A 24,158-nucleotide genomic window follows, 5' to 3' on the forward strand; every position below is an offset into this window, starting at 1 on the left:
AGTAAGCTCGTCAATCGTGCACCGACAACCCGACGTAGTTCGCAGGCTGGGCGTGATGGGCGGAACGTTCGATCCCATCCACCACGGCCACCTCGTGGCAGCGAGCGAGGTAGCCAACAGTTTCGGCCTCGACGAAGTCATCTTCGTCCCGACGGGTACGCCGTGGCAGAAGGAAGGCAAGGCCGTCAGCCCGGCCGAGGATCGTTATCTCATGACGGTCATCGCGACTGCGTCGAATCCGCGCTTCTCGGTCAGTCGAGTCGATGTGGACCGCGAGAAACTTACCTACACGGTCGACACGCTTCGTGATCTACGCGAGCAGCACCCGAGTGCCGAGTTGTACTTCATCACCGGTGCCGATGCCCTGGAAAGCATCCTCACCTGGCAGAACTGGGAAGAGCTGTTCGAGCTCGCCAAGTTCGTCGGAGTATCGAGGCCGGGCTTCGAACTGGGCGTCGAGCACCTGGCGGATCATCTCCAAGACCTGCCGAAGGACGCCTTGACGCTGATAGAGATACCGGCACTCGCGATCAGCTCCACCGAATGCCGACTGCGCGCAAGCGAGAATCGCCCGGTCTGGTACCTCGTACCGGACGGCGTGGTCCAGTACATCTCCAAGCGAAACCTCTACCGACCGCAAGGCGAACAGCGCCTCGACGGCTCTGTCACCATGTCGGAGCCTGCCCCTCAGAAGACACAAGCCGGTTCGACACACTCGAGTTCCACACAACGGGAGACAAGTTAAGTGACTGCTACAGACCAGGCCACCTCGATCGCACGCATCGCGGCACTCGCGGCCGACGACAAGCTGGCGAGCGACGTCGTGGTTCTCGACGTCTCGGAGCAGTTGGTCATCACCGACTGCTTCGTCATCGCCTCGGCGCCCAACGAGCGCCAGGTCAACGCGATCGTCGAGAACATCGAGGACAAGCTTCGCGAAGAAGGCTTCAAGCCCGTCCGTAAAGAGGGGACCAGGGAAGGTCGATGGGCCTTACTGGATTACGTCGACGTCGTCGTGCACGTGCAGCACAACGACGAGCGGAACTTCTACGCCCTCGAGCGGCTCTGGAAGGACTGCCCCAGCATCGAGGTCCCCGGACTCGGCGAACGTCCCGAGACGTCGGAGACAACAGGCGACGACGGTTCGGATTCCTGAGCAGTGACCGAACCGACGAAACGGCAGCTGATCCTACTGCGCCACGGTCAGACCGAATACAACGCGGGCGACCGGATGCAGGGACAGCTGGACACCGATCTCACCGAACTCGGTCGATCCCAGGCCAAGACCGCGGCCGCGGAACTCGCGGCCCGCTCACCGCTCCGCATCGTGTCCTCGGACCTGCGACGGGCGTACGACACGGCGGTCGCTCTCGGTGACGCGTCGGGCGTCGTCGTCGTCACGGATCAGCGACTCCGGGAGACGCACCTCGGCGAATGGCAGGGCCTGACCCACCTCGACGTCGACGCCGTCGCACCCGGGGCACGTGCGGCGTGGCGCGCCGACGCGACGATGGCACCGCCCGGAGGCGAAAGCAGGATCGACGTCGCGCGCCGCAGCCTGCCCGTCGTGCAGGAACTCGTCGCAGATCTGCCGGAGTGGGGATCCGACGGGTCGAGTGCGCCCGTCGTCCTCGTCGCGCACGGCGGTCAGATCGCAGCCATGACCGCGGCGTTACTGGATCTGCCGGTCGACCGGTGGCCGGTCCTCGGCGGACTGTCCAACACGAGTTGGGTGCAGTTGAGCAGCCACGGAGAGGGCGAGAATCTCGGCTGGCGCCTCGACGTGTGGAATGCGTCGGCGCGGGTGGCCAGTGACGTCCTCTGATGCTCCCGCACCCGTTCTGTTGGTGCTGGCGGACTCGCTGAGCTACTACGGGCCCGAGGGCGGACTGCCCGTCGACGATCCTCGCATCTGGCCCAATATCGTTGCCGCCGAGCTGGGTTGGAAAGTAGAGTTGGTTGCCCGGATCGGCTGGACCAGTCGAGACGCGTGGTGGGCACTCACTCAGGACCCACGGGTGTGGGCCGCGATCCCCAAGGCGGGCGCCGTCGTGTTCGGTGTCGGTGGAATGGACTCGCTGCCTTCGCCGATGCCGACCGCCCTCCGTGAGCAGATTCGGTACATTCGCCCGCCCGCGCTCCGCCGAATCGTTCGTACCGGATACCAGTGGGCGCAGCCGCGACTCGCGCACCTCGGCTGGCCGGTGGCTCTGCCGCCCAAGCTCAGCGTCGACTATCTGGAACAGTCGCGTGCCGCGCTGGCCTACGTCCGCCCGGATCTGCCGGTCGTCGGGACGCTTCCTTCGGTGCACCGCTCCGACGCCTACGGTCGGGTTCACTCCGGTCGACCGGCGGCGGAAAAGGCTCTGCGGCAGTGGAGTTCGACCACAGGTGTCCCGCTCGTGGATCTTGCCACCGCCGTACGGGAGAACATCGACTCCGGACAGGCGAACCCGGATGGAATCCACTGGGGCTGGGACGCCCACGTTCAGGTCGCCGACGCCATGCTCACCGTGCTGAGATCGGTTGCGCCCGATCGGAGCGCACCGGCGTGACAGTCGTCGTGGTAACCGACTCGTCGGCATGCATCGGCCCCGAACGCGGCGGTTCGGCAATCGCAGTGGCGCCGCTTCATGTCTTCGTCGACGGCGTCGACCTGAGAGAGGGCGTCGACACCATCCCCGAGGACTTCGCTGCGAAAGGTCCGGTGACGACGGCCGGAGCGTCGCCGTCCGAGCTGACCGACCTCTACTCCGATGCCCTCGATCGCAGTGGCGGTGACGGGGTTGTGGCCGTGCATATCTCGCGAGGACTGTCGAGCACCTGGGAGGCTGCTCGTCAGGCTGCAGCAGCCGTCGGGGATCGAGTTCGTGTGGTCGATTCGGCCTCCGCCGGCATGGGTCTCGGTTATGCGGTGCTCGCCGCGGCGCGCTCGGCAGCGAACGGTGACGGTCTCGACGACGTGTACGACACCGCGGCGTCGATGACGGCGAGAACGAGCAGCTTCATCGTCGTCGATCGTCTCGACCACCTTCGTCGCGGCGGCAGAATCGGCGCTGCCGCAGCACTGCTCGGTACCGCGCTTGCGATGAAACCAGTGCTGCACCTCACCGACGGAAAGCTGGTACTAGGCGAGAAAGCGCGCACCTCGACGAAAGCGCTGAACAAGCTCGTCGACGCTGCCTCGAGAGTGGCCGAGGGCGCCGCCGACTCGGGTGACGACGACTCTAGTGACGACGACCTCGCCATGACGGTGCACCACATGCTCTGCCCGGACCGTGCCGACACGGTGGTGTCCATGCTGCGCGAGCGCATCGCGCACCCGATCGACATCGATGTGGTGCCCTTCGGCGCTGTCCTCGGAGCGCACGTCGGGCCCGGCGCGGTCGGGGTCGTCGTCGCGCAGTAGCCGTCGTCGGACCACCGCGGGGGTGCGGGTTGTCCACAGGCGCTGGGTTGTCCACAGGGCAATTCACGACCTGGGTTTCGCGGCGCGGTGGGGTCGGCGGCCTCGTTACCGTCACCTCCCATGTCATCGCCGCGGGCTCGGCCCATCTCTCGGGAGGCCGTTCGAGTCGATCGCGCAACCGATGACCACGAGTACGCCGACGACTCCGACAGCGCGGTACGGGACGGACCGGAGCGGCTCGGGTTCGACGACGGTCACGACTCCGCTCTGTCCGCGTATCTTCCGGAGCGGTGGCGCGGAGCTCGCATGGATCCCGGTCGCACCGGACTCCTCGGACTGTGCGGCGTCGGTCTGATCGTCCTGCTCGTCGCGGGCTACGCGATGCTGCGAGACTCACCGCAGGTGGCACCGGTACCGGCCCTGCCCGTCGTGCAACCGGTGTCGGACTCGCAGTCGACACCGAGTGCGACGGAGCCATCGGTGCCGGAGCCCCCGTCGCGGATCGTGGTCAGCGTGGTCGGCCTCGTCGTCTCGTCGGGGTTGGTGAACCTGCCGCCAGGCGCCCGTGTAGCGGACGCGATCGCTGCGGCCGGCGGCGTCCTGGAGGGTGCGGACATGTTGGCGCTCAACCTCGCTGCCAAGGTGAGTGACGGTGACCAGATCATCGTCGGAGTTCTCCCGCCGGAAGGTAGGCCGGTAGTCAGTGGCACCGTACGAGATTCGGCTGCGTCATCCGGGCCCGGTTCTGCCAACGGCCCTGATTCCGTTGACCAGCCCGGTTCCGCCGAGGACTCAGCGACCGGGTCCACGGCACTGGTGAACCTCAACACCGCGACGGTCGCCGAGCTCGACGCCCTCGACGGCGTGGGGCCGGTGACTGCGGCCAACATCGTCGCCTGGCGGGAGGTCAACGGAAAGTTCGGCGACATAGGGCAATTGGCGGAGGTCGACGGTATCGGTCCGGTGCGCCTGGAGAAACTCAGACCTCAGGTGACGGTATGACCGAACCGCCGATCCGTGCACACGATGTGCGCCTGGTTCCGGCGGCAGCGGCGGGATGGGGTGCGACGATCGTCGGAGTTCTCGGCGGATCGGTACTCGCTGCCGCGGTCGCGGTGATATCGGGTGTCGTGGTCGTCGTTGTTCTACGATGCCGGGCTCGGCTCGGCGCGGCAGCGTTCGGGCTCGTCGCGATGTCCGTCGTGTCGTGCTGTTACGCAGGCGCGTCGGCCGTGCACGCCTCGATGTTCGAGTCCAGTCCGGTAACCGCAGCCGCGAAGGACCGTGCGTGGATCAGCGCCGCTGTGTCCGTCGTAGAGGATCCCCGACGGACACGCTCGCCCGGACCCTCGATGGTGACCATCGCGGTGGAGCTCCGACGAATCGACCTCGCGGGCACACCGATCGAATTGGGTGGCCGCCTCACTGTGCTCGCACCCTCCGACGGATGGGACCATCTGGTGCCCGGCCAACAGGTTCTGGTGAGAGGTCGGTTGGCGGAACCGACCCGGCGCAACCTGACGCTCGCGGTCGTCCGCGTGAACGGACCACCCCTGCACGTCCAGCCACCGGGAACCGTCGCCCGCGCGGCGTCGACCGTCAGGACATCGCTGTCGTCCGCCGCCGCAGAGGCTCTCCCAGCCGATCGCGCAGGTGTGCTTCCCGGACTCGTGGTGGGCGACGTGTCCGGCCTGCCGGAAGACGTCGAAACCGACTTTCGCGCAGCGGGTCTGACTCATCTGACCGCGGTGTCGGGTGCGAACTTCGCGATCGTGCTCGGTGCGGTTCTCCTGCTCACCCGCTCGGCGGCGCTCGGTCCCAGGACCACGGTGCTGATCGGCGCGATGGCTGTCGTCGCGTTCGTCGTCGTGGCGAGACCGTCACCGAGTGTGCTGCGTGCGGCCGTCATGGGCGCGGTCGGCCTGCTCGCTCTCGTGACAGGCAGACGCAGGCAAGCTGTCCCCGCATTGTGTACGTCTGTCCTCGGATTGCTGGTGTGGTTGCCTCAGCTCTCCGTCGACGTCGGTTTCACGCTGTCGGTTGCCGCGACCGCGGGACTGGTCGTGGTGGCTCCGGTGTGGGTGGATTGGCTGCGCAGCCACGGCTGGGGTCGCAGCGCCGCGGAGATCGTTGCGGTCGCGTCGGCGGCTCATGCGGTGACCGCACCGATCGTCGCGGGCATGTCCGGAACCCTGTCGGTGGTGGGAATCGCCGCGAACATGGCCGTCGCACCCGTCGTGGCGCCGATCACCGTCGTCGGTGTGGTCGCTGCTGCCGTGGCACCGTGGGCGTCGGGGCCGGCGTCCCTCGTGTTGAGACTCACCGACGCTCCGCTGTGGTGGTTGATCCTGGTTGCCGAGCGCGCGGGATCCGTCCCGGGTGCGAGTATCGGAACTCCCGGCGGCGCAGCAGGTGTGGTGATCGTCGTGGCCGTGACGGCTGCGATCGTCTGCGCTCTGAGGGTTCGATTCCTGCGGTGGATGATCGGGGGAGCGGGGGCAGCGGCCACGGTTCTGTGGATCGTCTGGTCGGTGTGAAGACCGAATCCGCGTCGCGGCAGGTGGCGGTGAACTACGTCGGACCCACATGGCACGATCGTCGGTGTGAATGCGAACAGTCCGGTGGAACCTCTGCATCTCGTTCTCGGTGACGAGGAACTGCTCATGGACCGGGCAGTGGCATCGATCGTCTCGTCGGTCAAGAAGGCCGCCCCCGAGGGCGACGATGTTCCCGTCACCAAACTGCGGGCAGGCGACGCAAGTGGACCGGAACTTGCCGAACTTCTCAGCCCGTCGCTGTTCGCCGAGGACCGCGTGGTCGTACTCGAAGCAGCAGCCGAGGCAGGTAAGGACGCCGTCGCGTTGGTTCTGGACGCGGCGGCCGATCCGCCCGAGGGGGCCGTGTTGGTGATCATGCACTCCGGCGGTGGCAGGGCCAAGGCAATGGTGGGATCGCTGCAGAAATCCGGTGCCGTCACGCACGAGTGCGCAAAGCTGACGAAGGCGTCGGAGAGGTCGGATTTCGTCAAACGTGAGTTCGGCACGGCCCAGGTGCGAGTGAACCAGGACGTCGTGGAGGCGGTCGTGGAGGCGGTCGGTTCCGATCTTCGTGAACTTGCTGCCGCCTGCTCGCAGCTCATTGCGGATACCGCGGGCAAGGTCGACGTCGACGCGGTCCGACGGTATTACTCGGGCAAAGCTGAAGTATCCGGATTCGACGTTGCGGAGAAAGCCGTCGGGGGAGACGTGCCCGGCGCTCTCGAAGCGTTGCGGTGGGCCATGCATCGGGGCGTGCCGCATGTTCTGCTGGCCGACGCACTGGCCGATGCAGTTCGCACTATCGCACTCGTGGGTTCGGCAGGCCGAGGTGACCCGTTCAAGATGGCGGGAGAACTGGGGATGCCGCCGTGGAAAATCAAGAAAGCACAAGCACAGGCCCGCGGCTGGACCGGTGCGTCGATCGGGGAGGCTTTGCAGGTGGTGTCGAAGCTCAACGCCGACGTCAAGGGCCAGGCCGCCGACGCGGATTATGCAGTGGAGAGCGCAGTGTCGGTGGTGGCGACGCTCAGTGCACGGTAGGCATCACGGGAACGCGAAAGAACCCGCTCGGTGACGACCGAGCGGGTTCTTTCGACGAAAAAGAATCAGAGCTTGTTGACTGCCAGAGCCAGAGCCGACTTCTTGTTGGCTGCCTGGTTCTTGTGGATGACACCCTTGCTGGCTGCCTTGTCCAGCTGGCGACCTGCGCTGACGAGGATGGCGGAAGCCTTGTCCTTGTCGCCCTCGGCCTCAGCGGCGCGGAAGGAGCGAATGATCGTCCGCAGCGAGGACTTCACCGACTGGTTGCGCAGGCGGTTGCGCTCGTTGGTGAGAATCCGCTTCTTCTGGGACTTGATGTTGGCCACGCGTAAAATCCTTCTGTCTTCGTCGGTATTCCGGTCAGGGCGGTCCATGCTGGAATGCCCGAAGTCTGCTGCCAAGCCATGAAGCCCAGCGCCGAAGATCGAGAATACCAGCACCGTCGGCAGAACCCAATTCGGCCTGTACGTACACAGGGTAAGTGTTGTGCGTTTCCAGAAATTAACGCGTCCGGCGCGCTTATCTCCTGCCTCTGTAGCAACATTGCCGAGATGAGCCCGCGATCTGCAGCCACAGCCCAAGACAAGGCCAAGCCAAGCAAATCCAAGTCGGCAGCTCGCGAGAAACCCGAAGTGGACGGCGTGTTCGGCGGCTATTCCGATGTCGGAAAGTACGGTCTGGCCTTCGACGAGATGTTCGACCCGGACGGCAAGACCCGGACTCCCTACAAGGGCATTCACACCGCACTCGAGCCGTCGAGTTCAGCGGACCTCGACGCGCGCTCGGATGCACTCGGCCGCGCCTTCGTCGACCAGGGCATCACGTTCTCCCTCTCGGGACAGGAACGCCCGTTTCCTCTTGATCAAGTTCCGCGCGTCATCGCCGCAGGCGAGTGGTCGCGCCTCGAACGTGGCATCAAGCAGCGCGTCCGGGCGCTGGAGATGTTTCTGGCCGACATCTACGGAGACCAAGAAATTCTGCGCGACGGCGTCGTGCCGAAACGTCTGGTCACGTCGTGTGAGCACTTCCACCGTGAAGCAGTGGGCATCGTCCCGCCCAACGGCGTGCGTATCCACGTCGCAGGCATCGACCTGATTCGCGATGCCCAGGGCACGTTCCGTGTGCTGGAGGACAACCTGAGGTCGCCCTCCGGCGTGTCCTACGTCATGGAAAATCGCCGCACCATGGCGAGAGTGTTCCCCGATCTTTTCGCCACGCACCGGGTACGCGCCGTCGGTGATTATGCGTCGCACCTGCTCCGGGCGCTACGCGCGTCCGCGGCCCTCAACGAAGCCGACCCGACGGTGGTCGTCCTCACACCGGGTGTCGCGAACTCCGCGTACTTCGAACACTCCCTGCTCGCTCGTCTCATGGGTGTCGAACTGGTCGAGGGCCGCGACCTGTTCTGCCGCGACAACGTCGTCTACATGCGTACGACGGAGGGCGAACGCCAGGTCGACGTCATCTACCGCCGCATCGACGACGATTACCTGGACCCCATGCAGTTCCGTCCGGACTCGGTCCTCGGCGTCGCCGGGTTGGTCAACGCCGCTCGCGCAGGCAACGTCGTCATCTCGAGTGCCGTCGGCAACGGAGTCGGCGACGACAAACTGGTCTACACGTACGTTCCGACGATCATCGACTACTACCTGGGCGAGAAGCCGCTCCTCGCGAACGTCGACACGTTCCGGTGCTGGCTCGACGACGAGTGCGAGGAAGTGCTCGACCGAGTGGACGAACTGGTCATCAAGCCGGTCGAAGGATCAGGCGGTTACGGCATCGTCTTCGGTCCCGACGCGTCGCCCAAGGAACTGTCGACGATCAGCAAGAAGATCCGAGCCGATCCCCGTGGCTGGATCGCGCAGCCCGTCGTTCAGCTGTCCACGGTTCCGACGAAGATCGGCGGCCGGCTCGTGCCTCGCCACGTCGACCTGCGGCCATTCGCGGTCAACGACGGCGACGACGTCTGGGTGTTGCCGGGCGGGCTGACCCGAGTCGCGCTTCCCGAAGGCTCGCTCGTGGTCAACTCGAGCCAGGGCGGTGGAAGCAAGGACACCTGGGTTCTGGCAACTCGAACGTCGCAGGAAGAGCAGGAACTAGCGGGTGAGGAGATCGTCAGCGAGCCGCCCGAGGCTCCACGGGCCGAACAGGGCCCGGAATTGACCATGGATCAGCAGCAGCAGCAACAACAACAGCAGCAGCAACAGCTTTCGAACGGTGGTGGATGCTAGATGCTCGCGCGTAACGCAGAGTCGCTCTACTGGATCGGGCGGTACGTGGAGCGGGCCGACGACACGGCTCGAATCCTGGACGTCACGGTCCATCAGCTCCTCGAGGACGCGACGGTCGATCCCGATCACATCTCTCGTGTCCTGCTCCGCGTTCTCGGGTTCCAGCACGAACCCGACGTGTCCCTGGACGTGTGGTCGCTGACCGAGGTGGTCGCGTTCAGTCGGGAGGGACGTGGATCGATCGTCGATTCCCTGTCGGGTGCCCGTGAGAACGCTCGTGGTGCACGGGAAGTCACGTCCACCGAGATGTGGGAGTGCCTCAACACCACCTACAACGGCTTGGGAGACCGCATCCGGGCGTCGAAGCGCACCGGACCGCACGAGTTCTTCAGTTACATCGAGGAGCGGGCGGCGATGTTCGCCGGACTCGCCGATTCCACGCTGAGTCACGACGACGGATATCGCTTCCTCATTCTCGGTCGTTCGGTGGAACGCGTCGACATGGTGGTGCGTCTGCTGCTCTCGCGTGCGGGTGACCGGCCGTCGTCGCCGGCATGGGTGACCGTGCTCCGTGCGGCGGGCGCGCACGACACCTACCTCCGCACGTACCGCGGCGCGCTCGATGCGCAGCGAGTGCTCGAATTCATGCTGTTGGACCGGCTGTTCCCACGTTCGGTGTTCTATGCGTTGAGTGAGGCGGAACGCTCGTTGGATCAACTCGATCATCAGCCCAACAGCCGCGTCGGCGCTCGAGCCGAGGCGCAGCGACTACTCGGCCGCGCCCGCAGCGAGCTCGAATTTCTGCGACCCGGAGCACTGTTGGACGATCTGCAAGACAGGTTGCTGGCGCTGCAGGAGACGTGCCGAGAACTGGGAGACGCGATTTCCAAGCAGTATTTCCATGCGGCGCCCTGGGTCGCGTGGACCGATGCGGGTTCGGGAACGTACGAGGATCAATTGGAAGGTGAACTGTGAGCTGGCGTATGCGCGTTGTCCATACCACGGGCTATCAATACGACGCTCCGGTGACGTCGTCCTACAACGAGGCGCGCCTGACACCGCGAAGTGACAACCGGCAGAACGTCATCCTGAACCGAGTCGAGACCAATCCGGTGACCAGGAGTTACCGGTACACCGACTACTGGGGTACGGCGGTAACGGCCTTCGATCTTCACGCACCGCACACGGAACTGGAAGTGACGGGGTCGTCCGTCGTCGAAACCGATCCGTTCTTGGCTCCGGAGGAGAACGCGTCATGGGAGGAGCTTGCCAGCGAACCAGTGATCGACCGGTTCAACGAGGTCCTCGACAACACCGTCTACGTTCCCAAGAACCGCCAGCTGGCAGCGATCGCGAAAAAGCTCTCCAAAGGCCTGCCGCCTCAAGAGTCGGTCGTGGAGATCGCGAACTGGGTGAACCAGGAGATGTCCTACGTTCCGGGAACCACGGGCGTGCACACCTCGGCAGTCGAGGCCTGGTCCGAGAAGAAGGGCGTCTGCCAGGATTACGCACACCTGACGCTGCTCCTGCTGCGTAGCCTCGGGATTCCCAGCCGCTACGTCTCGGGCTATCTGCACCCGAAGAAAGACGCCGTCATCGGTGCGTCGGTCGAAGGGCAGTCTCACGCCTGGATCGAAGCGTGGACCGGAGCCTGGTGGGGATACGACCCCACCAATGCCATCGCCGTCAACGAGCAGCATGTCTCGGTCGGTCTCGGCCGTGACTACGCAGACGTGCCACCCCTGAAAGGCATCTTCTCGGGTGGTGGATCCACCGCTCTCGATGTCGTGGTGGAAATCACAAGGCTGGCGTAGTCGGGCGCGTCGCCCGCATGCGATTTCAGGACCAGCTGTAGTCCTTACGCAGACGGGCGGCGACCGCGTCGAACTTTCCCTTGGCCAGGATGGCGCCCTCGCGCCGGATGCCGCTCTCCGGCACGTCGAGAACACGGTCGAGCCTGATCCAACTCGGCCGACCTTCCGCATCCCACGACCCTGACCCGATCGACACCCAGTCGGGGTCGCCCTGGCGCTTGTCCTGACTGGACAGCATCAACCCGAGAAGGGTCTGTCCGTCCCGGCCGACGACGAGCACCGGTCGATCCTTGCCCTGACTTGCATCTTCCTCGTACGTGACCCACGTCCACACGATCTCACCGGGATCGGCCTTGCCGTCGAGGTCAGGGGAGTATTCGACCCGACGGGCGCGGTGGGCCGTCGGAACGGTCTTCGACGCCACCGGGCGACCCGGCGTGGGCGCGGGTGCCGACGACGAGTTGCCGGCAATCGCGTCCTTGCCCTTCTGCAGGGCGCCGGAGTTCTGCAACTGGCGAAACAGTCTCGGCCCCTCCCGAAGCGCAATTTTCCCGAGTTGCTTGCCCAATTTGCTCCAGTTGCCCGCCATGGGCGTCGAGTTTAGCGACCCGGCCCGCGTAACCCGTCGACCCAGGACCTGGGGCGGGCGGGAGTGGAGCCTGCGGAATGACCGTGGTGGGGCGGGCGGGAGTGGAGCCTGCGGAATGACCGTGGTGGGGCGGGCGGGAGTGGAGCCTGCGGAATGACCGTGGTGGGACGGGCGGGAGTGGAGCCTGCGGAATGACCGTGGTGGGACGGGCGGGAGTGGAGCCTGCGGAATGGGCCTGTGGGACGATAGTCGGGTTCTCTCTTGCAAGCGCCAGCAAAGGATACGAGTGCCCAGCTTCGCCGATACGACGTTCACCGATCCCGCCCGGATCAGGAACTTTTGCATCATCGCCCACATCGACCACGGCAAGTCGACGCTGGCTGACCGGATGCTGCAGCTCACGGGCGTCGTCGATGATCGGTCGATGCGAGCTCAGTACCTCGACCGCATGGACATCGAGCGTGAACGAGGCATAACCATCAAGGCGCAGAACGTGCGCCTGCCGTGGGTCGTCGACGGTGAAGAGTTCGTTCTCCACCTGATCGACACGCCTGGACACGTCGACTTCACGTACGAGGTTTCTCGTGCGCTCGAGGCGTGTGAGGGTGCTGTTCTGCTCGTCGACGCAGCGCAGGGTATCGAGGCTCAGACGCTCGCGAACCTGTATTTGGCGCTCGACAAAGAGCTGACGATCATTCCTGTGCTCAACAAGATCGATTTGCCGGCGGCCGATCCGGATCGCTACGCCGCGGAGATCGCTCACATCATCGGTTGTGAGCCGGACGACGTCCTGCGCGTGTCCGGCAAGACGGGCGTCGGCGTCGAGGAGTTGCTGAACGAGGTCGTCAAGCAGGTACCTGCTCCTGTCGGTGACGCCGACGGCCCGGCCCGCGCGATGATCTTCGACTCCGTCTACGACACGTACCGCGGCGTCGTGACCTACGTCCGTGTCGTCGATGGTGCGTTGAATCCGCGCGAGAAGGTCACGATGATGTCGACGGGCTCGACACACGAACTTCTCGAGGTCGGCATCGTGTCGCCGGACCCGAAGGCAACCAAGGGCCTGGGCGTCGGCGAGGTGGGGTACCTCATCACGGGCGTCAAGGACGTGCGTCAGTCGAAGGTCGGTGACACCGTCACCACCGCACGCAAGGGTGCGACGGAACCTTTGACCGGATACCGCGAGCCACGGCCGATGGTCTACTCCGGTCTGTACCCCCTCGACGGGTCCGACTACCCGGACCTGCGTGATGCGCTCGAGAAGCTGCAGCTCAACGACGCAGCATTGACCTACGAGCCCGAGACGTCGGTGGCGCTCGGCTTCGGCTTTCGCTGCGGCTTCCTGGGCTTGCTGCACATGGAGATCACCCGCGAGCGTCTCGAACGCGAGTTCAACCTGGACCTGATCTCCACGTCGCCCAACGTGGTGTACCGCGTGGAGATGGAGGACGGTGCCGAGCACATCGTCACCAACCCGTCGTACTGGCCTGAGGGCAAGACGCGCGACGTGTTCGAGCCGATGGTCAAGTGCACCATCATCTCCCCGAGTGAGTTCATCGGCTCGATCATGGAACTGTGCCAGGGGAGGCGTGGCGAGCTGGGAGGTATGGACTATCTGTCCGAGACCCGAGTCGAGCTCCGCTACACCATTCCGATGGCCGAGATCATCTTCGACTTCTTCGACATCCTCAAATCCCGCACCCGCGGTTACGCCAGCCTGGATTACGAGGAAGTCGGCGAGCAAAGCGCTGCGCTCGTGAAGGTCGACATCCTGTTGCAGGGCGAGGCCGTCGATGCGTTCTCCGCGATCGTGCACAAGGATGCCGCAGCCGCGTACGGCAACAAGATGACAACCAAGCTCAAAGAGCTGATTCCTCGTCAGCAGTTCGAGGTGCCCATCCAGGCTGCCATCGGATCCAGAATCATTGCCCGCGAGAACATTCGAGCGATCCGCAAGGACGTTCTCGCGAAGTGCTACGGCGGTGACATCAGCCGTAAGCGCAAGCTGCTCGAGAAGCAGAAGGAAGGCAAGAAGCGCATGAAGACGATCGGTCGCGTCGACGTGCCGCAGGAAGCATTCGTCGCTGCACTGTCCTCGGAGTCGTCGGCGGACAAGCCGAAGAAATAGCAGCGGAGTAGTTTCATGGAGTGTGACGATGAGACTCCTGAACGAACTGACCATTCCGATCATCAGTGCGCCGATGGCAGGCGGACCGTCCACTCCTGAGCTCGCTGCCGCGGTCTCGCGAGCCGGTGGTCTCGGCATGCTGGCCGGTGCATTACTCGACCTGGACGCTTTCGGGGCGAAGGTGGATTCGCTGCGAGAGGTCCGGTTCGGCGTCAACCTGTTCCTTCCCGACGACCCTTCCGGTGCTGATGTCGACGCGTACGCCGATCGCATCGCTCCGTGGCTGGAGAAGTACGACGCGCCCCGGGGTGAACTGACCAGGCGCGACGACTACTACCCGGAAAAGTTCCGCTGGCTCGTACAGAACCCGGTCCCGCTCGTATCGAGCACGTTCGGGACATTCGATGCCGCGGAAGTCGCCGCGCTGCACGACGTCGGAACCGAAGTGTGGTGCACGGTGACCTCCGTCAGCGAAGCAGAGGAAGCCGAGGCCAGCGGTGTCGACGCACTGATCGTCCAAGGTCCGGAGGCCGGTGGACACCGCGGAAGCTTCGACGGCTCGGCTCCCGAGGAACCGTTGGCGGAACTGCTCGAGGCGGTGCGGCGGGCGTCCGCTCTGCCTCGTATCGCTGCGGGCGGCCTGATGGACGGCAACGACGTTGCACCGCTGTTGAAATCCGGCGCGGCGCACGCTGCGCAGCTGGGCACGGCGTTTCTGAACACGGCCGAGGCGGGAACCCGCCCGGTCCACCGCGAGCAGCTGACCGCCACCGAGGAGACCGCGGTGACACGTGCATTCTCGGGACGCCCCGCGCGCGGAATCGTCAACGAATTCATGCGCGATCACTCCGGTGATGCTCCGCTCGCGTACCCGGACCTGCATTACCTGACCGCTCCGATGCGCGCGAAGGCCGGAGCAGCAGGGGACCCGTCGGCGCTGTCGATGTGGGCCGGAACCGGTCACCGACGCGCACGCGCGGCGTCGGCAACCGACTTGATGGCGGAATGGGCGACCCAGTTGCAGTGAGTCGGCCACTCACGTCAGTTGGTGTGGGCCGGCTGGAAGTGACCGGCGGCCTGCGCTTCCTCCGCTCGGATCACGTGTACGACTGCGTTGATCAGCGCCAAGTGGGTGAATGCCTGCGGGAAGTTACCGAGGTGCCGTCCCGACCTGGCGTCGATCTCTTCCGCGTAGAGCTTGAGCGGGCTGGCGTATCCCAGCAGTCGTTCGCACAGGTGCTTCGCGCGGGCGAGTTCGCCGATCTCGACGAGCGCGGACACCAGCCAGAACGAGCAGATGGTGAACGTTCCTTCCTCGCCCTCCAGCCCGTCGTCGGTGGTGTCCACCATGTAGCGCAGGACCAGACCGTCGACGGTCAGCTCGTCGGCGATTGCCAGGACCGTTGCACGGACCCGATGGTCGTCGGCGGGGAGGAAGCGTAGCAACGGCACCAGAAGTAGTGACGCGTCCAGTGATTCGTGTCCGTACCGCTGCGTCAGAACACCGCGGTCGTCGACACCGTGTTCGAGAATGTCGGCCTTGATCTCGTCGGCGATCTCGTTCCACTGGTCCGCGTAGTCGGTCTCGCCGTGGATGGACGCGAGTTTCGCGCCCCGATCGAGCGCGACCCAGCACATGACCTTCGACGAGGTGAAGTGCTGCGGCTCGCCGCGCACCTCCCAGATGCCGCGGTCCGGCTTCCGCCAATTCGCGATCGCTTCCTCGACCTGACGCTTCAGCAGCGGCCACAGGGACTCCGGAACGTGCTCGCGTGACTTGACGTGCAGGTACACCGAATCCAGCATGGTGCCCCAGATGTCGTGCTGTTCCTGGTTGTACGCGCCATTACCGATCCGCACCGGCTTGGCGCCGTCGTACCCGGACAGGTGTGGCAGTTCGGTTTCCTCCAGCGTCTTCTCGCCGCCGATGCCGTACATCACCTGCAGTGGATTGGCTTTGCCGTCCTCGGTCATCGACACGTCGGACATGAACGAGAAGAAATCGTTCGCCTCACGGTCGAGTCCGAGGGTGTAGAGGCCCCACAGGGCGAACGTCGAATCGCGCACCCACGCATATCGGTAATCCCAGTTACGTTCTCCTCCAGGAGTTTCCGGCAACGATGTCGTCGACGCCGCCAGCAGGGCGCCGGTGGGTGCGTAGGTCAAGCCTTTCAACGCAAGCGCACTGCGCTGCAAGTATCCGCGCCACGGGTGATCGGGGAAGCGACCGATGGTGATCCACTGGCGCCAGCACTCGGACGTGCGCCACATCTTGTCCGCCGCTTCCTCGAATGTCTGCGGTGCTGGCAGATCCGACCAGGACAGGGCCACGAAGATGTTGTCGCCCTCGGTCATTCGGGTGCGTGCGCGGGCCTCGCGACCTTCGATACCGATTCGGAGGTTGGTGGTGAGCTTCAGCGTGGGTTGGTCACCGACCGAGCTGGCCTCGCACGTCGCCGTCGCCTCCTCGTACACCTTTCCCGTGTACTCCCAGCGGGCGGGCGCGCGGTGGTAGTCGAACGCCGGTTCGCAACTCATCTCGAGTTCGACGGTGCCGCTGACACACTTGACGGTTCGCAGCAGAATATGTTCCGCATCCCAGTCCGACGGGGCCCGCTTGTGCGTTCGCGAGCGCTGATCGGTGTTGTGCCACGGCCCCATCACCAGCGCGTCACGGACGACGAGCCAGCCCGTCTCGGTCTGCCACGTGGTCTCGACGATCAGTCCGCCGGGAAGGTAGCGGCGCGCAGCGGGAACCGATTGGCCGTAGGGGCCGACGCGGAAGTGTCCTGCGCTCCGATCGAGGACGGCACCGAAGATGCTGGGGGAGTCCGGACGAGGAACGCACATCCACTCGACGGAGCCGTTCCGGGCGATCAGGCACGTTGTCTCGCAGTCGGAGAGAAACGCGTAATCGTCGATCGGAGGAAACGCGCTTCGGCCGGTGGTGATTGTCGACACCGGCGCTTCGGTACTCGACAACACTCCCTGCGGGTCATGGCCGTCGCCGTCGGGAGAGCCTGGTCGGGGAATCGAATCGTCGGGCACGGGCACCACGGTGGAACGTTCGTCGAAGGCCGTCATCGCTCAATCATCGACGCCACCGGTGCCCGGCGTCCACCGGTGGCGATTTTCGGCGTGGCGCACGTGCCCTCTAGGCTGAGGTTCGTGCATGCAGTGGCAACGTGGTGGGACGGGATCGAGCTGTGGATCACCGGGCTGCCTTTCGTGCCGCAGTCGCTCGTCGTCCTGCTCGTTCTGGTTCCGGCCGCGCTGGGATTGGCTCGGGTGTTCGATCGAGTTCTGGCTGTTGTTCTTCATGCCCTCGGACGTGACGCGCGTGCCGAGAAAGATGCGTCCGAGTCGCCCGTCGCGGAAGGTCATTGATGCCGAAGTCGAGGGTCACGCTGGCCCTGATCGCACTGCTCGTACTCGTCGTTCTGGCATGGTTTCTGACCAGGTGATCGGACGCGTGCCCGCGCAATTAGAGTCCGCCGGGTTCCTCTGCTAGATTTCTGTCCGTGTCTGCCGCTGCCGAGTACCAGGTCCGCCATGAATTGGCGTTGATCGCGGTCGGCATGCTTGCAGTCGCGGATATCGACTGTTGTCGATCCGCGTCCTGATTCGGCCGCCTGCCCAGTCCGTACTGCCCCGCGCCTGAGAAGCGTGCGCTGCGCCGTGCGGGGTTCTCGCCCGCGTGCCCGAAGGACGCTTCACCGTGCTACCCGGCGGGCATGACTCGAGCAGGTGTGTGCGGTCCTCGGTTGCTCCACGGATTCCGTCAACGACAAATCAGATTCACATTCGATGAAAGGCACTTCTCGATGAGGCTCAACTCTCGATACCTGCTCACCACCTTCGCTGCTGTGGGAACTCTGGTCCTCGCGGCGTGCGGCGGTGGGTCGAGCGATACCGTCGGGGCCGACGGTGGGTCGAGCAGCGGTTCGACACTGACTCTCGTCGGGTACGCGGTCCCGAAGAATGGGTGGGATGCCATCGGGCCTGCATTCGAGGCCACCGAGGACGGCAGGGATACCGCCATCAACGCCGATTACGGTGCCTCGGGTAATCAGTCTCGCAAGGTCGCCGACGGCGCGCCGGCGGACATCGTGAACTTCTCCGTCGAGCCGGACATCACGCGTCTCGTGAAGGCAGGCAAAGTCGACGAGGGCTGGAACGAGAACGCCTACGGCGGTGTGCCTTTCGGTTCGGTGGTGACCTTGGTGGTGCGCGAGGGCAACCCCAAGAACATTCAGACCTGGGACGATCTGCTGAAGCCCGACGTTCAGGTGATCAGCCCGAGCCCCCTCAGCTCCGGTTCCGCCAAGTGGAACCTTCTGGCTCCCTACGCAGCCAAGAGCAACGGCGGCCAGGACAAGCAGGCCGGACTCGACTACGTCCAGCAGCTCGTGTCCGGGCACTTCCCGGTGCAGCCGGAATCGGGCCGCGCCGCAACGGAGGCGTTCCTGCAGGGGCAGGGTGATGTCCTGTTGAGCTACGAGAACGAAGCGCTGCTGATCGAGGAGCAGGGACAGCCCGTCGAGCACATCGACGTGGCCGACACCTTCCGAATCGACAACCCGGTAGCGGTCGTCAACACGAGTTCGCAGCTGGAGAAGGCAAACGCACTCAACGACTTCATCTACACCGACGAAGGCCAGCGCATCTGGGCCGAGTCCGGCTTCCGTCCGACCAACCCGGAAATCGCCGCAGAATTCTCGGACAAGTTCTTCACCCCGCAGAACCTGCGCACGATCGACGATCTCGGTGGGTGGGACGTCGTCGATTCCGAGCTCTTCGGTGATACCGGTGCAATTACGACGATCTACAAAGACAGCACCAAATAGCTGACATGTCGCAACGTAAGGGAAGAAAGTTTCGAGGTCCCGGGTCCGTCGGGCCGTTCGGTCTCGGCGTCGCGGTGCTGTGGCTCAGCATCATCGTGCTCCTGCCGCTCGCTGCGCTCACCGTCAAATCGTTCGACGACGGCCTCGCCGGCTTCTGGGACGCGGTCACCGAACCTCGAGCGATCGCGACGTTCAAGGTCACGTTGGAGGTCTCGGCGGCGGCCGCCGTCATCAACCTGGTGTTCGGCACGCTCATCGCGTGGGTTCTCGTTCGTGACGAGTTTCCGGGCAAGCGCTTCGTGAACGCGCTGATCGACCTTCCGTTCGCGCTGCCGACCATCGTGGCCAGCCTGGTGCTGCTGTCTCTGTACGGACCGGCGAGCCCGGTCGGCTTGGTGTTCAACGCCACCAAGCCCGCGGTGGTCGTCGCGTTGCTGTTCGTTACCCTTCCGTTCGTCGTGCGAGCAGTTCAGCCCGTCCTGATCGAGCTCGACCGCGAGGTCGAGGAAGCCGCGGCCTCGCTGGGGGCGAACAACTGGACGATCTTTCGGTCGATCATCCTTCCGGTCCTTCTTCCATCGATTCTCAGTGGAACCGGACTCGCCTTCGCTCGCGCGATCGGCGAGTTCGGATCCGTCGTGCTGATCGGTGGCAACATTCCCGGGGATACCCAGATCGCGTCGCAGTACATCCGTGAACTGATCGAGTACGACCAACCCGTCGATGCGGCAGCTATCTCCGTCGTGTTGCTGGCGCTGGCGTTCATCGTGCTGTTCGTTCTGCGTGTGGTGGGTAATCGGCTCGCGCGCCGAGAGGAGCAGATTCGATGAAGATCGGACTACCGGTCAAACTGTCCCTGCGGTCGATAGCATTGCTGTATCTAGCTGCGCTCGTCCTGTTTCCGCTCGGCGCCATTCTGTACCGCACCTTCGAGAACGGGTTTCTCGAGTTCTGGGGGCTGATCACCACGCCTGCGGCGCAGTCCGCACTGCAACTGTCGCTGCTGATCGTCGCCATCGTCGTACCGATCAACGTGGTATTCGGTGTCATCACCGCCTTGGCGCTGGTCCGAGGACGGTTCCGCGGCAAGGGGATCGTCGAAGCCGTCGTCGACCTGCCGTTCGCGGTGTCTCCGATCGTCACCGGCGTCGCGTTGATTCTGTTGTGGGGTGCCAACGGTTGGTTCGGTGGGATCGAAAGCCTCGGCTTCAAGATCATCTTCGCGCTGCCTGGAATGATCATCGCGACGATCTTCGTGACGCTTCCGTTCGTCGTGCGCGAGGTCGAACCCGTTCTCTACGAGATCGGTGAGGAACAGGAAGAGGCCGCCTCGACGCTGGGAGCGTCGTCGTTGCAGACCTTCTGGCGCATCACCTTGCCCGCTATCCGCTGGGGACTGACGTACGGGATCGTGCTGACCGTCGCTCGATCTCTCGGTGAGTTCGGTGCGGTGATCATGGTCTCGACCAACCTTCCCGGCGTCTCGCAGACCCTGACCCTCCTGGTCAATTCGCGATACGAGGACTTCAATCAGCAGGGCGCGTACGCGGCATCGACGCTCCTCATGGCCATCGCCGTCATCGTGCTGCTTCTGATGACAGCCCTCGACAAGAAGAGGACGAAGTAATGACCGCACAGAAGTCGGACGAGATCGAGATCTCCGTCGTCGGCGCCAACAAGAACTACGGCGACTTCGCAGCTCTCGACAATGTCAGCATCGACATACCCAAGGGTTCGTTGACCGCGCTGCTCGGACCGAGTGGTTCGGGTAAATCGACGCTCCTGAGATCGATTGCCGGTCTGGAACAGCTGGACTCCGGGCAAGTGATTCTGGCCGGCCAGGACGTGACGTGGATCAGCCCTCAGAAGCGCGAGATCGGTTTCGTGTTCCAGCATTACGCCGCGTTCAAACATCTCAGCGTCCGCGACAACGTCGCGTTCGGTCTGAAGATCCGGAAGCGCCCCAAGGAGGAGATCAAACGCAAAGTCGACGACCTGCTCGAGATCGTCGGACTGTCGGGTTTCCAGACTCGGTTCCCTGCACAGTTGTCCGGAGGACAGCGTCAGCGTATGGCGTTGGCGCGTGCCCTCGCGGTCGACCCTCAGGTTCTGCTTCTCGACGAGCCCTTCGGTGCTCTCGACGCCAAGGTCCGTGAAGATCTGCGCACGTGGCTGCGGCGGCTGCACGACGAGGTGCACGTGACCACTGTCCTCGTCACACACGATCAGGAAGAGGCGCTCGACGTCGCGGACCGGATCGCCGTGCTCAACAAGGGACGCATCGAACAAGTGGGTTCGCCCGAGGATCTCTACGACCGTCCCGGCAACGATTTCGTCATGTCGTTCCTCGGACAGGTAGCCAAGCTCAACGGCCAACTCGTTCGCCCGCACGACATCCGCGTGGGACGGGACCCGTCGTTGGCTCTCGCTCAGGAGACCGGCACCGCCGAATCCGCGGGCGTGACACGTGCGGTCGTCCAGCGTGTCGTCCACTTGGGATTCGAGGTGAAGGTCGAGCTCGAGAACGCAGCCACCGGTGAACTGTTCGCTGCGCAGATCACCCGCGGTGACAGCGAGGCGCTCCAGCTCAGCCCCGGAGAGACCGTGTACGTCAGAGCGACGAGGATTCCGGAGATCGCCCCGACGGGAAATGCAGTCCAGACGGATCCGCTGGAGAGCGCAACTAGCAACCAGCAGCGGTGATGTTCGGTTGCTCGACCGTGCGGTTGCGGCTCGCGGCCACACGGTAACGGTTGCTCGTGTATTCCGCATTTCGAGGTGATCTGGTCGCATACGTGTTCCGGCAGTGACGAATTCCACGAAGAACCTCGGCATGCGCTTCGCTACCGTCGGGGTACATGCGAGACATGTTCAGCTCTCACGCCCGACTGTCCTGGGTACTCGCCGGTCTAGCCGGACTGGTCGGCGCCGCAGCCTTCACCAATACCGGTGGCTACTTCGTGACGTTCATGACCGGGAACACCGAGCGCGGCGCGGTCGGATTCTTCCGGGGCGAGAACGCCATGGCCGCCGCTGCGATCCTGTTGATCCTGACGTTCGTCGCGGGCGTCGTGATCGCGTCACTGTGTCGGCGCCACGTGTGGCGCGATCATCCCCACGGCGCAACGGTTCTCACGACCATCGCTTTGGCAATCGCCTCTGTGGTCGACGTCGTGATGAGCGGATGGAGTGCACCACAGGTACAGTTCGTGCCGATCTTGTTCATCTCCTTCGCGATGGGCGCGCTCAACACCTCGTTCGTCAAGAACGGGGAGGTGTCGATCCCGCTGAGTTACGTCACGGGCACTCTGGTGAAGATGGGGCAGGGAATCGAGCGTCACATCAGCGGTGGATCGGCCAAGGATTGGCTCGAATACTTCCTGCTCTATGCGGCGTTCAGTCTCGGTGCTCTCGTCGGCGGACTCATGAGCCTGGCCATCACCGGCCCTCAGGTCCTGATCGCTGCAACTGTCGTGTGTGCCGTCACGACGCTGTACACCTACCGGCGGACGGTGGAGGATTCGTCGATCCTCGGTTGATACCTCGGCGCCTCGTCGAACCTGGACGACACCACGTCTGCGACGAGCGGGTGGTCACCGAGCACATCGGCACGAAGGGCCGAGTTGTCGAACGCACCGAACACTCTGTCGGTGAGCAGGCCCGGCGCGAGAAACCACGGGGCTACGACGACTCGGCGGGGCCCCGACGCCGTCAGCCGCGCGACGGCGTCGGCAGGCGGAGATTCGACCCCGGTCGCGAAGCACACCTGAGCACCGGACCATTCGGTGCCGACGAGAAGACGTGACGCGAGAGCCCGAGTACGTCGATTTGCAAGCGAGTCCGAGGATCCGACAGCGGCGACGGCAACGGCGACGTCGGGATCGTATCGATCGACGCCGGTGTCCATGACGCGTGCGCGGAGCACGTCGACCAACCGCGAATCGTCACCGAGGACATCGGCCTGGGTGAACGTCATCCACGGGTATCGGACGCGTGCCGCGTCGAGAATGCCCGGGAGATCGACCCGCGCATGGAATGCGCTGCCGAGGAGGAGGGGAACCACGACCGCGGACGAATGTCCCTCGGCCGCCACCTCGCCGATGACGGTACCGACAGCAGGCTCGGTCAGATCGAGATATGCCACCCGTACGTCCAGGTCCGGGCGGCGCAGTCGAACGCCGTGGACCACAGCAGCAACGGTTTCCGCCGAACGCGGATCGCGACTGCCGTGGGCCACGGCGATCAGAACACTCATGTCAGGCCGGTACCGATTCCCCCAGCTCGACTGCGGACAGGGCGTCGCCGACGAGGCCGGCAGCAAGAGTGTTGCCGCCGGAGGGATCGATGAGCAGAAAACTTCCCGTGTGCCGGTTGACGGCATAGTCGTCGGCGACGATCGGCTCTGCGACACGCACCGAGATGCGTCCGATGTCGTTCAGTTCCAACGATTCCGGTGAAGGCTCGGCTGTGAGGTTTTGCTCGTCGAACTTCTCGACGAGTGTGCCGACGATGGCTTGGGTCGTACGGGTACCGTGCTTGAGCAGCAGGCGGGCACCGGGACGCAGCGGCTTCTCGGCGAGCCAGCAGACGGTGGCGTCGAACTCGCCGATCGGCTCGGGAGCGTCCTGCGGCGAAACGATGGTGTCGCCTCGGGAGACGTCGACGTCGTCGGCAAGGATCAGCGTGACGCTGCGCCCTGCGTGTGCGGAATCGAGTTCTCCGTCGGCAGTGTCGATTCGCTCGACGGTGGTACGGGTTCCGGAGGGCAACACGATCACCTCGTCCCCGGGGGCGACGGCTCCCGCCGCGACCTGGCCCGCGTAACCGCGGTAATCGGGGTAGTCGGCTGTCCGCGGACGGATGACGTACTGCACCGGGAACCGCAGACCGACTCGATGGGGCTCGGCGTCGACGGGAACGGATTCGAGGTGCTCGATGAGCGTGGGACCGTCATAGTACGGCGTGTTCGTCGACCTAACCGCGACATTGTCACCGTGCAGCGCGGACACCGGAATCTCGACGACGTCCTTCGAGGCCCACCCGAGTGAGGATGTCAGCGAGTTGAACTCGGCCGAGATGTCCGCGAACACCTGTGCGGGATCCTCGACGAGGTCGATCTTGTTGACCGCGAGAACCAGCTTCGGCACACCGAGGAGCGCCAGAACAGCAGCGTGACGACGAGTCTGCGTGATGACACCTTTGCGGGCGTCGACCAGCAGGATCACCAACTGCGCCGTTGACGCACCGGACACCGTGTTACGCGTGTACTGGACGTGGCCGGGAGTGTCGGCGAGCACGAAAGACCGTGCAGGCGTTGCGAAGTAGCGGTAGGCGACGTCGATCGTGATGCCTTGCTCGCGTTCGGCTCGGAGGCCGTCCACCAGTAGCGACAGGTCGGGTGTGCTCAGGCCACGATCGACCGACGCCCGGGTGACGGCGTCGATCTGGTCTGCCAGCACCGATTTCGTGTCGTACAGCAACCGTCCGACGAGTGTCGATTTACCGTCGTCGACGCTACCGGCGGTGGCGAGGCGAAGAAGCTGCGAACCAGATGTGGACATG

General features: G+C 64.6%; 25 protein-coding genes. 20 read left to right on the top strand and 5 right to left on the bottom strand.

What is annotated here, in order from left to right; genetic code table 11:
* Positions 1-16: 16 nt before the first annotated feature.
* From nadD to holA, 8 genes are all read left to right on the top strand, one after another.
* Positions 17-745 (top strand): nicotinate-nucleotide adenylyltransferase, encoded by a 729-nt coding sequence (gene nadD / locus ACFULT_RS17440; RefSeq protein ID WP_255032893.1) that lies wholly within the window; start codon positions 17-19, stop codon positions 743-745.
* Positions 746-1,156: a ribosome silencing factor gene (gene rsfS, locus ACFULT_RS17445; RefSeq protein WP_378482012.1), complete on the top strand. Its 411-nt coding sequence runs from the start codon at positions 746-748 to the stop codon at positions 1,154-1,156.
* A gap of 3 nt (positions 1,157-1,159) precedes the next feature.
* The gene (locus tag ACFULT_RS17450; RefSeq protein WP_378482013.1) at positions 1,160-1,825 is read left to right on the top strand and encodes a histidine phosphatase family protein; all 666 of its coding nucleotides are present in this window, start codon (positions 1,160-1,162) and stop codon (positions 1,823-1,825) included.
* Positions 1,812-2,555, top strand: coding sequence for a diglucosylglycerate octanoyltransferase (octT, locus tag ACFULT_RS17455; RefSeq protein WP_378482014.1), 744 nt, complete (start codon positions 1,812-1,814; stop codon positions 2,553-2,555). Before ACFULT_RS17450 ends, octT begins: the two co-directional genes overlap by 14 nt.
* Positions 2,552-3,409, top strand: a complete 858-nt coding sequence (locus ACFULT_RS17460) for a DegV family protein (protein ID WP_037110324.1) — start codon at positions 2,552-2,554, stop codon at positions 3,407-3,409. The genes octT and ACFULT_RS17460 overlap by 4 nt, the downstream gene beginning before the upstream one ends.
* A gap of 120 nt (positions 3,410-3,529) precedes the next feature.
* Positions 3,530-4,411 (top strand): helix-hairpin-helix domain-containing protein, encoded by an 882-nt coding sequence (locus tag ACFULT_RS17465; RefSeq protein ID WP_037110325.1) that lies wholly within the window; start codon positions 3,530-3,532, stop codon positions 4,409-4,411.
* Positions 4,408-5,946 carry a ComEC/Rec2 family competence protein gene (locus ACFULT_RS17470; RefSeq protein WP_378482015.1) on the top strand — a complete coding sequence of 513 codons (1,539 nt, stop codon included), beginning with the start codon at positions 4,408-4,410 and terminating at the stop codon, positions 5,944-5,946. Before ACFULT_RS17465 ends, ACFULT_RS17470 begins: the two co-directional genes overlap by 4 nt.
* A gap of 66 nt (positions 5,947-6,012) precedes the next feature.
* A complete protein-coding gene (gene holA / locus ACFULT_RS17475) occupies positions 6,013-6,987 on the top strand; it encodes a DNA polymerase III subunit delta (RefSeq protein ID WP_037110327.1) in 975 nt (324 codons plus the stop codon).
* Between the two features lie 65 nt (positions 6,988-7,052).
* Here the strand turns inward: holA and rpsT are convergent, their stop codons facing one another.
* Positions 7,053-7,313, bottom strand: coding sequence for a 30S ribosomal protein S20 (gene rpsT, locus ACFULT_RS17480; protein ID WP_019664690.1), 261 nt, complete (start codon positions 7,311-7,313; stop codon positions 7,053-7,055).
* 366 nt (positions 7,314-7,679) lie between these two features.
* Between rpsT and ACFULT_RS17485 the strand changes: the two genes are divergently transcribed.
* Genes ACFULT_RS17485 through ACFULT_RS17495 form a run of 3 tightly spaced genes read left to right on the top strand, consistent with a single transcriptional unit; the run spans position 7,680 to position 11,032 of the window.
* Entirely contained in the window at positions 7,680-9,218 is a 1,539-nt protein-coding gene (locus ACFULT_RS17485; RefSeq protein ID WP_255122947.1) for a circularly permuted type 2 ATP-grasp protein, read from the top strand.
* Positions 9,219-10,193 (top strand): alpha-E domain-containing protein, encoded by a 975-nt coding sequence (locus ACFULT_RS17490; RefSeq protein WP_037110330.1) that lies wholly within the window; start codon positions 9,219-9,221, stop codon positions 10,191-10,193.
* An 8-nt stretch (positions 10,194-10,201) separates the two neighbouring features.
* Complete coding sequence (locus tag ACFULT_RS17495; RefSeq protein WP_019664687.1) at positions 10,202-11,032, top strand: transglutaminase family protein; 831 nt, start codon at positions 10,202-10,204, stop codon at positions 11,030-11,032.
* A gap of 25 nt (positions 11,033-11,057) precedes the next feature.
* Here ACFULT_RS17495 and ACFULT_RS17500 read toward each other — a convergent pair whose 3' ends face one another.
* Positions 11,058-11,621: a type II toxin-antitoxin system PemK/MazF family toxin gene (locus ACFULT_RS17500; RefSeq protein ID WP_037141673.1), complete on the bottom strand. Its 564-nt coding sequence runs from the start codon at positions 11,619-11,621 to the stop codon at positions 11,058-11,060.
* Positions 11,622-11,850: 229 nt separating this feature from the next.
* Here ACFULT_RS17500 and lepA point away from each other — a divergent pair, with 229 nt between their 5' ends.
* Together lepA and ACFULT_RS17510 are read left to right on the top strand one after the other, a co-directional pair.
* Positions 11,851-13,749: a translation elongation factor 4 gene (gene lepA, locus ACFULT_RS17505; RefSeq protein ID WP_051127752.1), complete on the top strand. Its 1,899-nt coding sequence runs from the start codon at positions 11,851-11,853 to the stop codon at positions 13,747-13,749.
* A 28-nt stretch (positions 13,750-13,777) separates the two neighbouring features.
* Positions 13,778-14,776, top strand: a complete 999-nt coding sequence (locus tag ACFULT_RS17510; RefSeq protein WP_378482016.1) for an NAD(P)H-dependent flavin oxidoreductase — start codon at positions 13,778-13,780, stop codon at positions 14,774-14,776.
* Between the two features lie 14 nt (positions 14,777-14,790).
* Here ACFULT_RS17510 and ACFULT_RS17515 read toward each other — a convergent pair whose 3' ends face one another.
* Complete coding sequence (locus ACFULT_RS17515) at positions 14,791-16,833, bottom strand: glycoside hydrolase family 15 protein (RefSeq protein WP_037107409.1); 2,043 nt, start codon at positions 16,831-16,833, stop codon at positions 14,791-14,793.
* 84 nt (positions 16,834-16,917) lie between these two features.
* Between ACFULT_RS17515 and ACFULT_RS17520 the strand changes: the two genes are divergently transcribed.
* The 7 genes from ACFULT_RS17520 to ACFULT_RS17550 all read left to right on the top strand — a co-directional run bounded on the left by ACFULT_RS17520 (position 16,918) and on the right by ACFULT_RS17550 (position 22,135).
* Entirely contained in the window at positions 16,918-17,136 is a 219-nt protein-coding gene (locus ACFULT_RS17520; protein ID WP_241483682.1) for a hypothetical protein, read from the top strand.
* Positions 17,137-17,270: 134 nt separating this feature from the next.
* Positions 17,271-17,372: an Ms4533A family Cys-rich leader peptide gene (locus ACFULT_RS17525; RefSeq protein WP_342585472.1), complete on the top strand. Its 102-nt coding sequence runs from the start codon at positions 17,271-17,273 to the stop codon at positions 17,370-17,372.
* 201 nt (positions 17,373-17,573) lie between these two features.
* Positions 17,574-18,596: a sulfate ABC transporter substrate-binding protein gene (locus ACFULT_RS17530; RefSeq protein ID WP_037107411.1), complete on the top strand. Its 1,023-nt coding sequence runs from the start codon at positions 17,574-17,576 to the stop codon at positions 18,594-18,596.
* 5 nt (positions 18,597-18,601) lie between these two features.
* Positions 18,602-19,426 (top strand): sulfate ABC transporter permease subunit CysT, encoded by an 825-nt coding sequence (gene cysT / locus ACFULT_RS17535; RefSeq protein ID WP_052059197.1) that lies wholly within the window; start codon positions 18,602-18,604, stop codon positions 19,424-19,426.
* Positions 19,423-20,223 carry a sulfate ABC transporter permease subunit CysW gene (gene cysW / locus ACFULT_RS17540; RefSeq protein ID WP_037107414.1) on the top strand — a complete coding sequence of 267 codons (801 nt, stop codon included), beginning with the start codon at positions 19,423-19,425 and terminating at the stop codon, positions 20,221-20,223. Before cysT ends, cysW begins: the two co-directional genes overlap by 4 nt.
* Positions 20,223-21,299: a sulfate/molybdate ABC transporter ATP-binding protein gene (locus ACFULT_RS17545; RefSeq protein ID WP_037107416.1), complete on the top strand. Its 1,077-nt coding sequence runs from the start codon at positions 20,223-20,225 to the stop codon at positions 21,297-21,299. Before cysW ends, ACFULT_RS17545 begins: the two co-directional genes overlap by 1 nt.
* 164 nt (positions 21,300-21,463) lie before the next feature.
* On the top strand, positions 21,464-22,135 hold the full coding sequence (locus ACFULT_RS17550; RefSeq protein ID WP_037107489.1) for a YoaK family protein: 672 nt from the start codon (positions 21,464-21,466) through the stop codon (positions 22,133-22,135).
* On the opposite strand, the gene ACFULT_RS17555 is transcribed toward ACFULT_RS17550, so the two are convergent.
* Both ACFULT_RS17555 and ACFULT_RS17560 read right to left on the bottom strand, forming a co-directional pair.
* A complete protein-coding gene (locus ACFULT_RS17555) occupies positions 22,096-22,851 on the bottom strand; it encodes a sirohydrochlorin chelatase (protein ID WP_037107419.1) in 756 nt (251 codons plus the stop codon). The genes ACFULT_RS17550 and ACFULT_RS17555 overlap by 40 nt on opposite strands.
* Before the next feature lies 1 nt (position 22,852).
* Complete coding sequence (locus ACFULT_RS17560; RefSeq protein ID WP_378482017.1) at positions 22,853-24,157, bottom strand: sulfate adenylyltransferase subunit 1; 1,305 nt, start codon at positions 24,155-24,157, stop codon at positions 22,853-22,855.
* Position 24,158: the final 1 nt, after the last annotated feature.

The sequence above is a fragment of the Rhodococcus sp. NPDC057297 genome (assembly GCF_042667435.1).
Lineage (GTDB): Bacteria > Actinomycetota > Actinomycetes > Mycobacteriales > Mycobacteriaceae > Rhodococcoides.

Excerpts from the sequence above, each read along its gene's own strand:
- ACFULT_RS17465 (WP_037110325.1), top strand. The coding sequence starts at position 3,530 with ATGTCATCGCCGCGGGCTCGGCCCATCTCTCGGGAGGCCGTTCGAGTC.
- ACFULT_RS17470 (WP_378482015.1), top strand. The coding sequence starts at position 4,408 with ATGACCGAACCGCCGATCCGTGCACACGATGTGCGCCTGGTTCCGGCG.
- ACFULT_RS17485 (WP_255122947.1), top strand. The coding sequence starts at position 7,680 with ATGTTCGACCCGGACGGCAAGACCCGGACTCCCTACAAGGGCATTCAC.
- ACFULT_RS17490 (WP_037110330.1), top strand. The coding sequence starts at position 9,219 with ATGCTCGCGCGTAACGCAGAGTCGCTCTACTGGATCGGGCGGTACGTG.
- ACFULT_RS17495 (WP_019664687.1), top strand. The coding sequence starts at position 10,202 with ATGCGCGTTGTCCATACCACGGGCTATCAATACGACGCTCCGGTGACG.
- ACFULT_RS17500 (WP_037141673.1), bottom strand. The coding sequence starts at position 11,621 with ATGGCGGGCAACTGGAGCAAATTGGGCAAGCAACTCGGGAAAATTGCG.
- lepA (WP_051127752.1), top strand. The coding sequence starts at position 11,851 with ATGGGCCTGTGGGACGATAGTCGGGTTCTCTCTTGCAAGCGCCAGCAA.
- ACFULT_RS17510 (WP_378482016.1), top strand. The coding sequence starts at position 13,778 with ATGAGACTCCTGAACGAACTGACCATTCCGATCATCAGTGCGCCGATG.
- ACFULT_RS17515 (WP_037107409.1), bottom strand. The coding sequence starts at position 16,833 with ATGACGGCCTTCGACGAACGTTCCACCGTGGTGCCCGTGCCCGACGAT.
- ACFULT_RS17530 (WP_037107411.1), top strand. The coding sequence starts at position 17,574 with ATGAGGCTCAACTCTCGATACCTGCTCACCACCTTCGCTGCTGTGGGA.
- cysT (WP_052059197.1), top strand. The coding sequence starts at position 18,602 with ATGTCGCAACGTAAGGGAAGAAAGTTTCGAGGTCCCGGGTCCGTCGGG.
- cysW (WP_037107414.1), top strand. The coding sequence starts at position 19,423 with ATGAAGATCGGACTACCGGTCAAACTGTCCCTGCGGTCGATAGCATTG.
- ACFULT_RS17545 (WP_037107416.1), top strand. The coding sequence starts at position 20,223 with ATGACCGCACAGAAGTCGGACGAGATCGAGATCTCCGTCGTCGGCGCC.
- ACFULT_RS17550 (WP_037107489.1), top strand. The coding sequence starts at position 21,464 with ATGTTCAGCTCTCACGCCCGACTGTCCTGGGTACTCGCCGGTCTAGCC.
- ACFULT_RS17555 (WP_037107419.1), bottom strand. The coding sequence starts at position 22,851 with ATGAGTGTTCTGATCGCCGTGGCCCACGGCAGTCGCGATCCGCGTTCG.
- ACFULT_RS17560 (WP_378482017.1), bottom strand. The coding sequence starts at position 24,157 with ATGTCCACATCTGGTTCGCAGCTTCTTCGCCTCGCCACCGCCGGTAGC.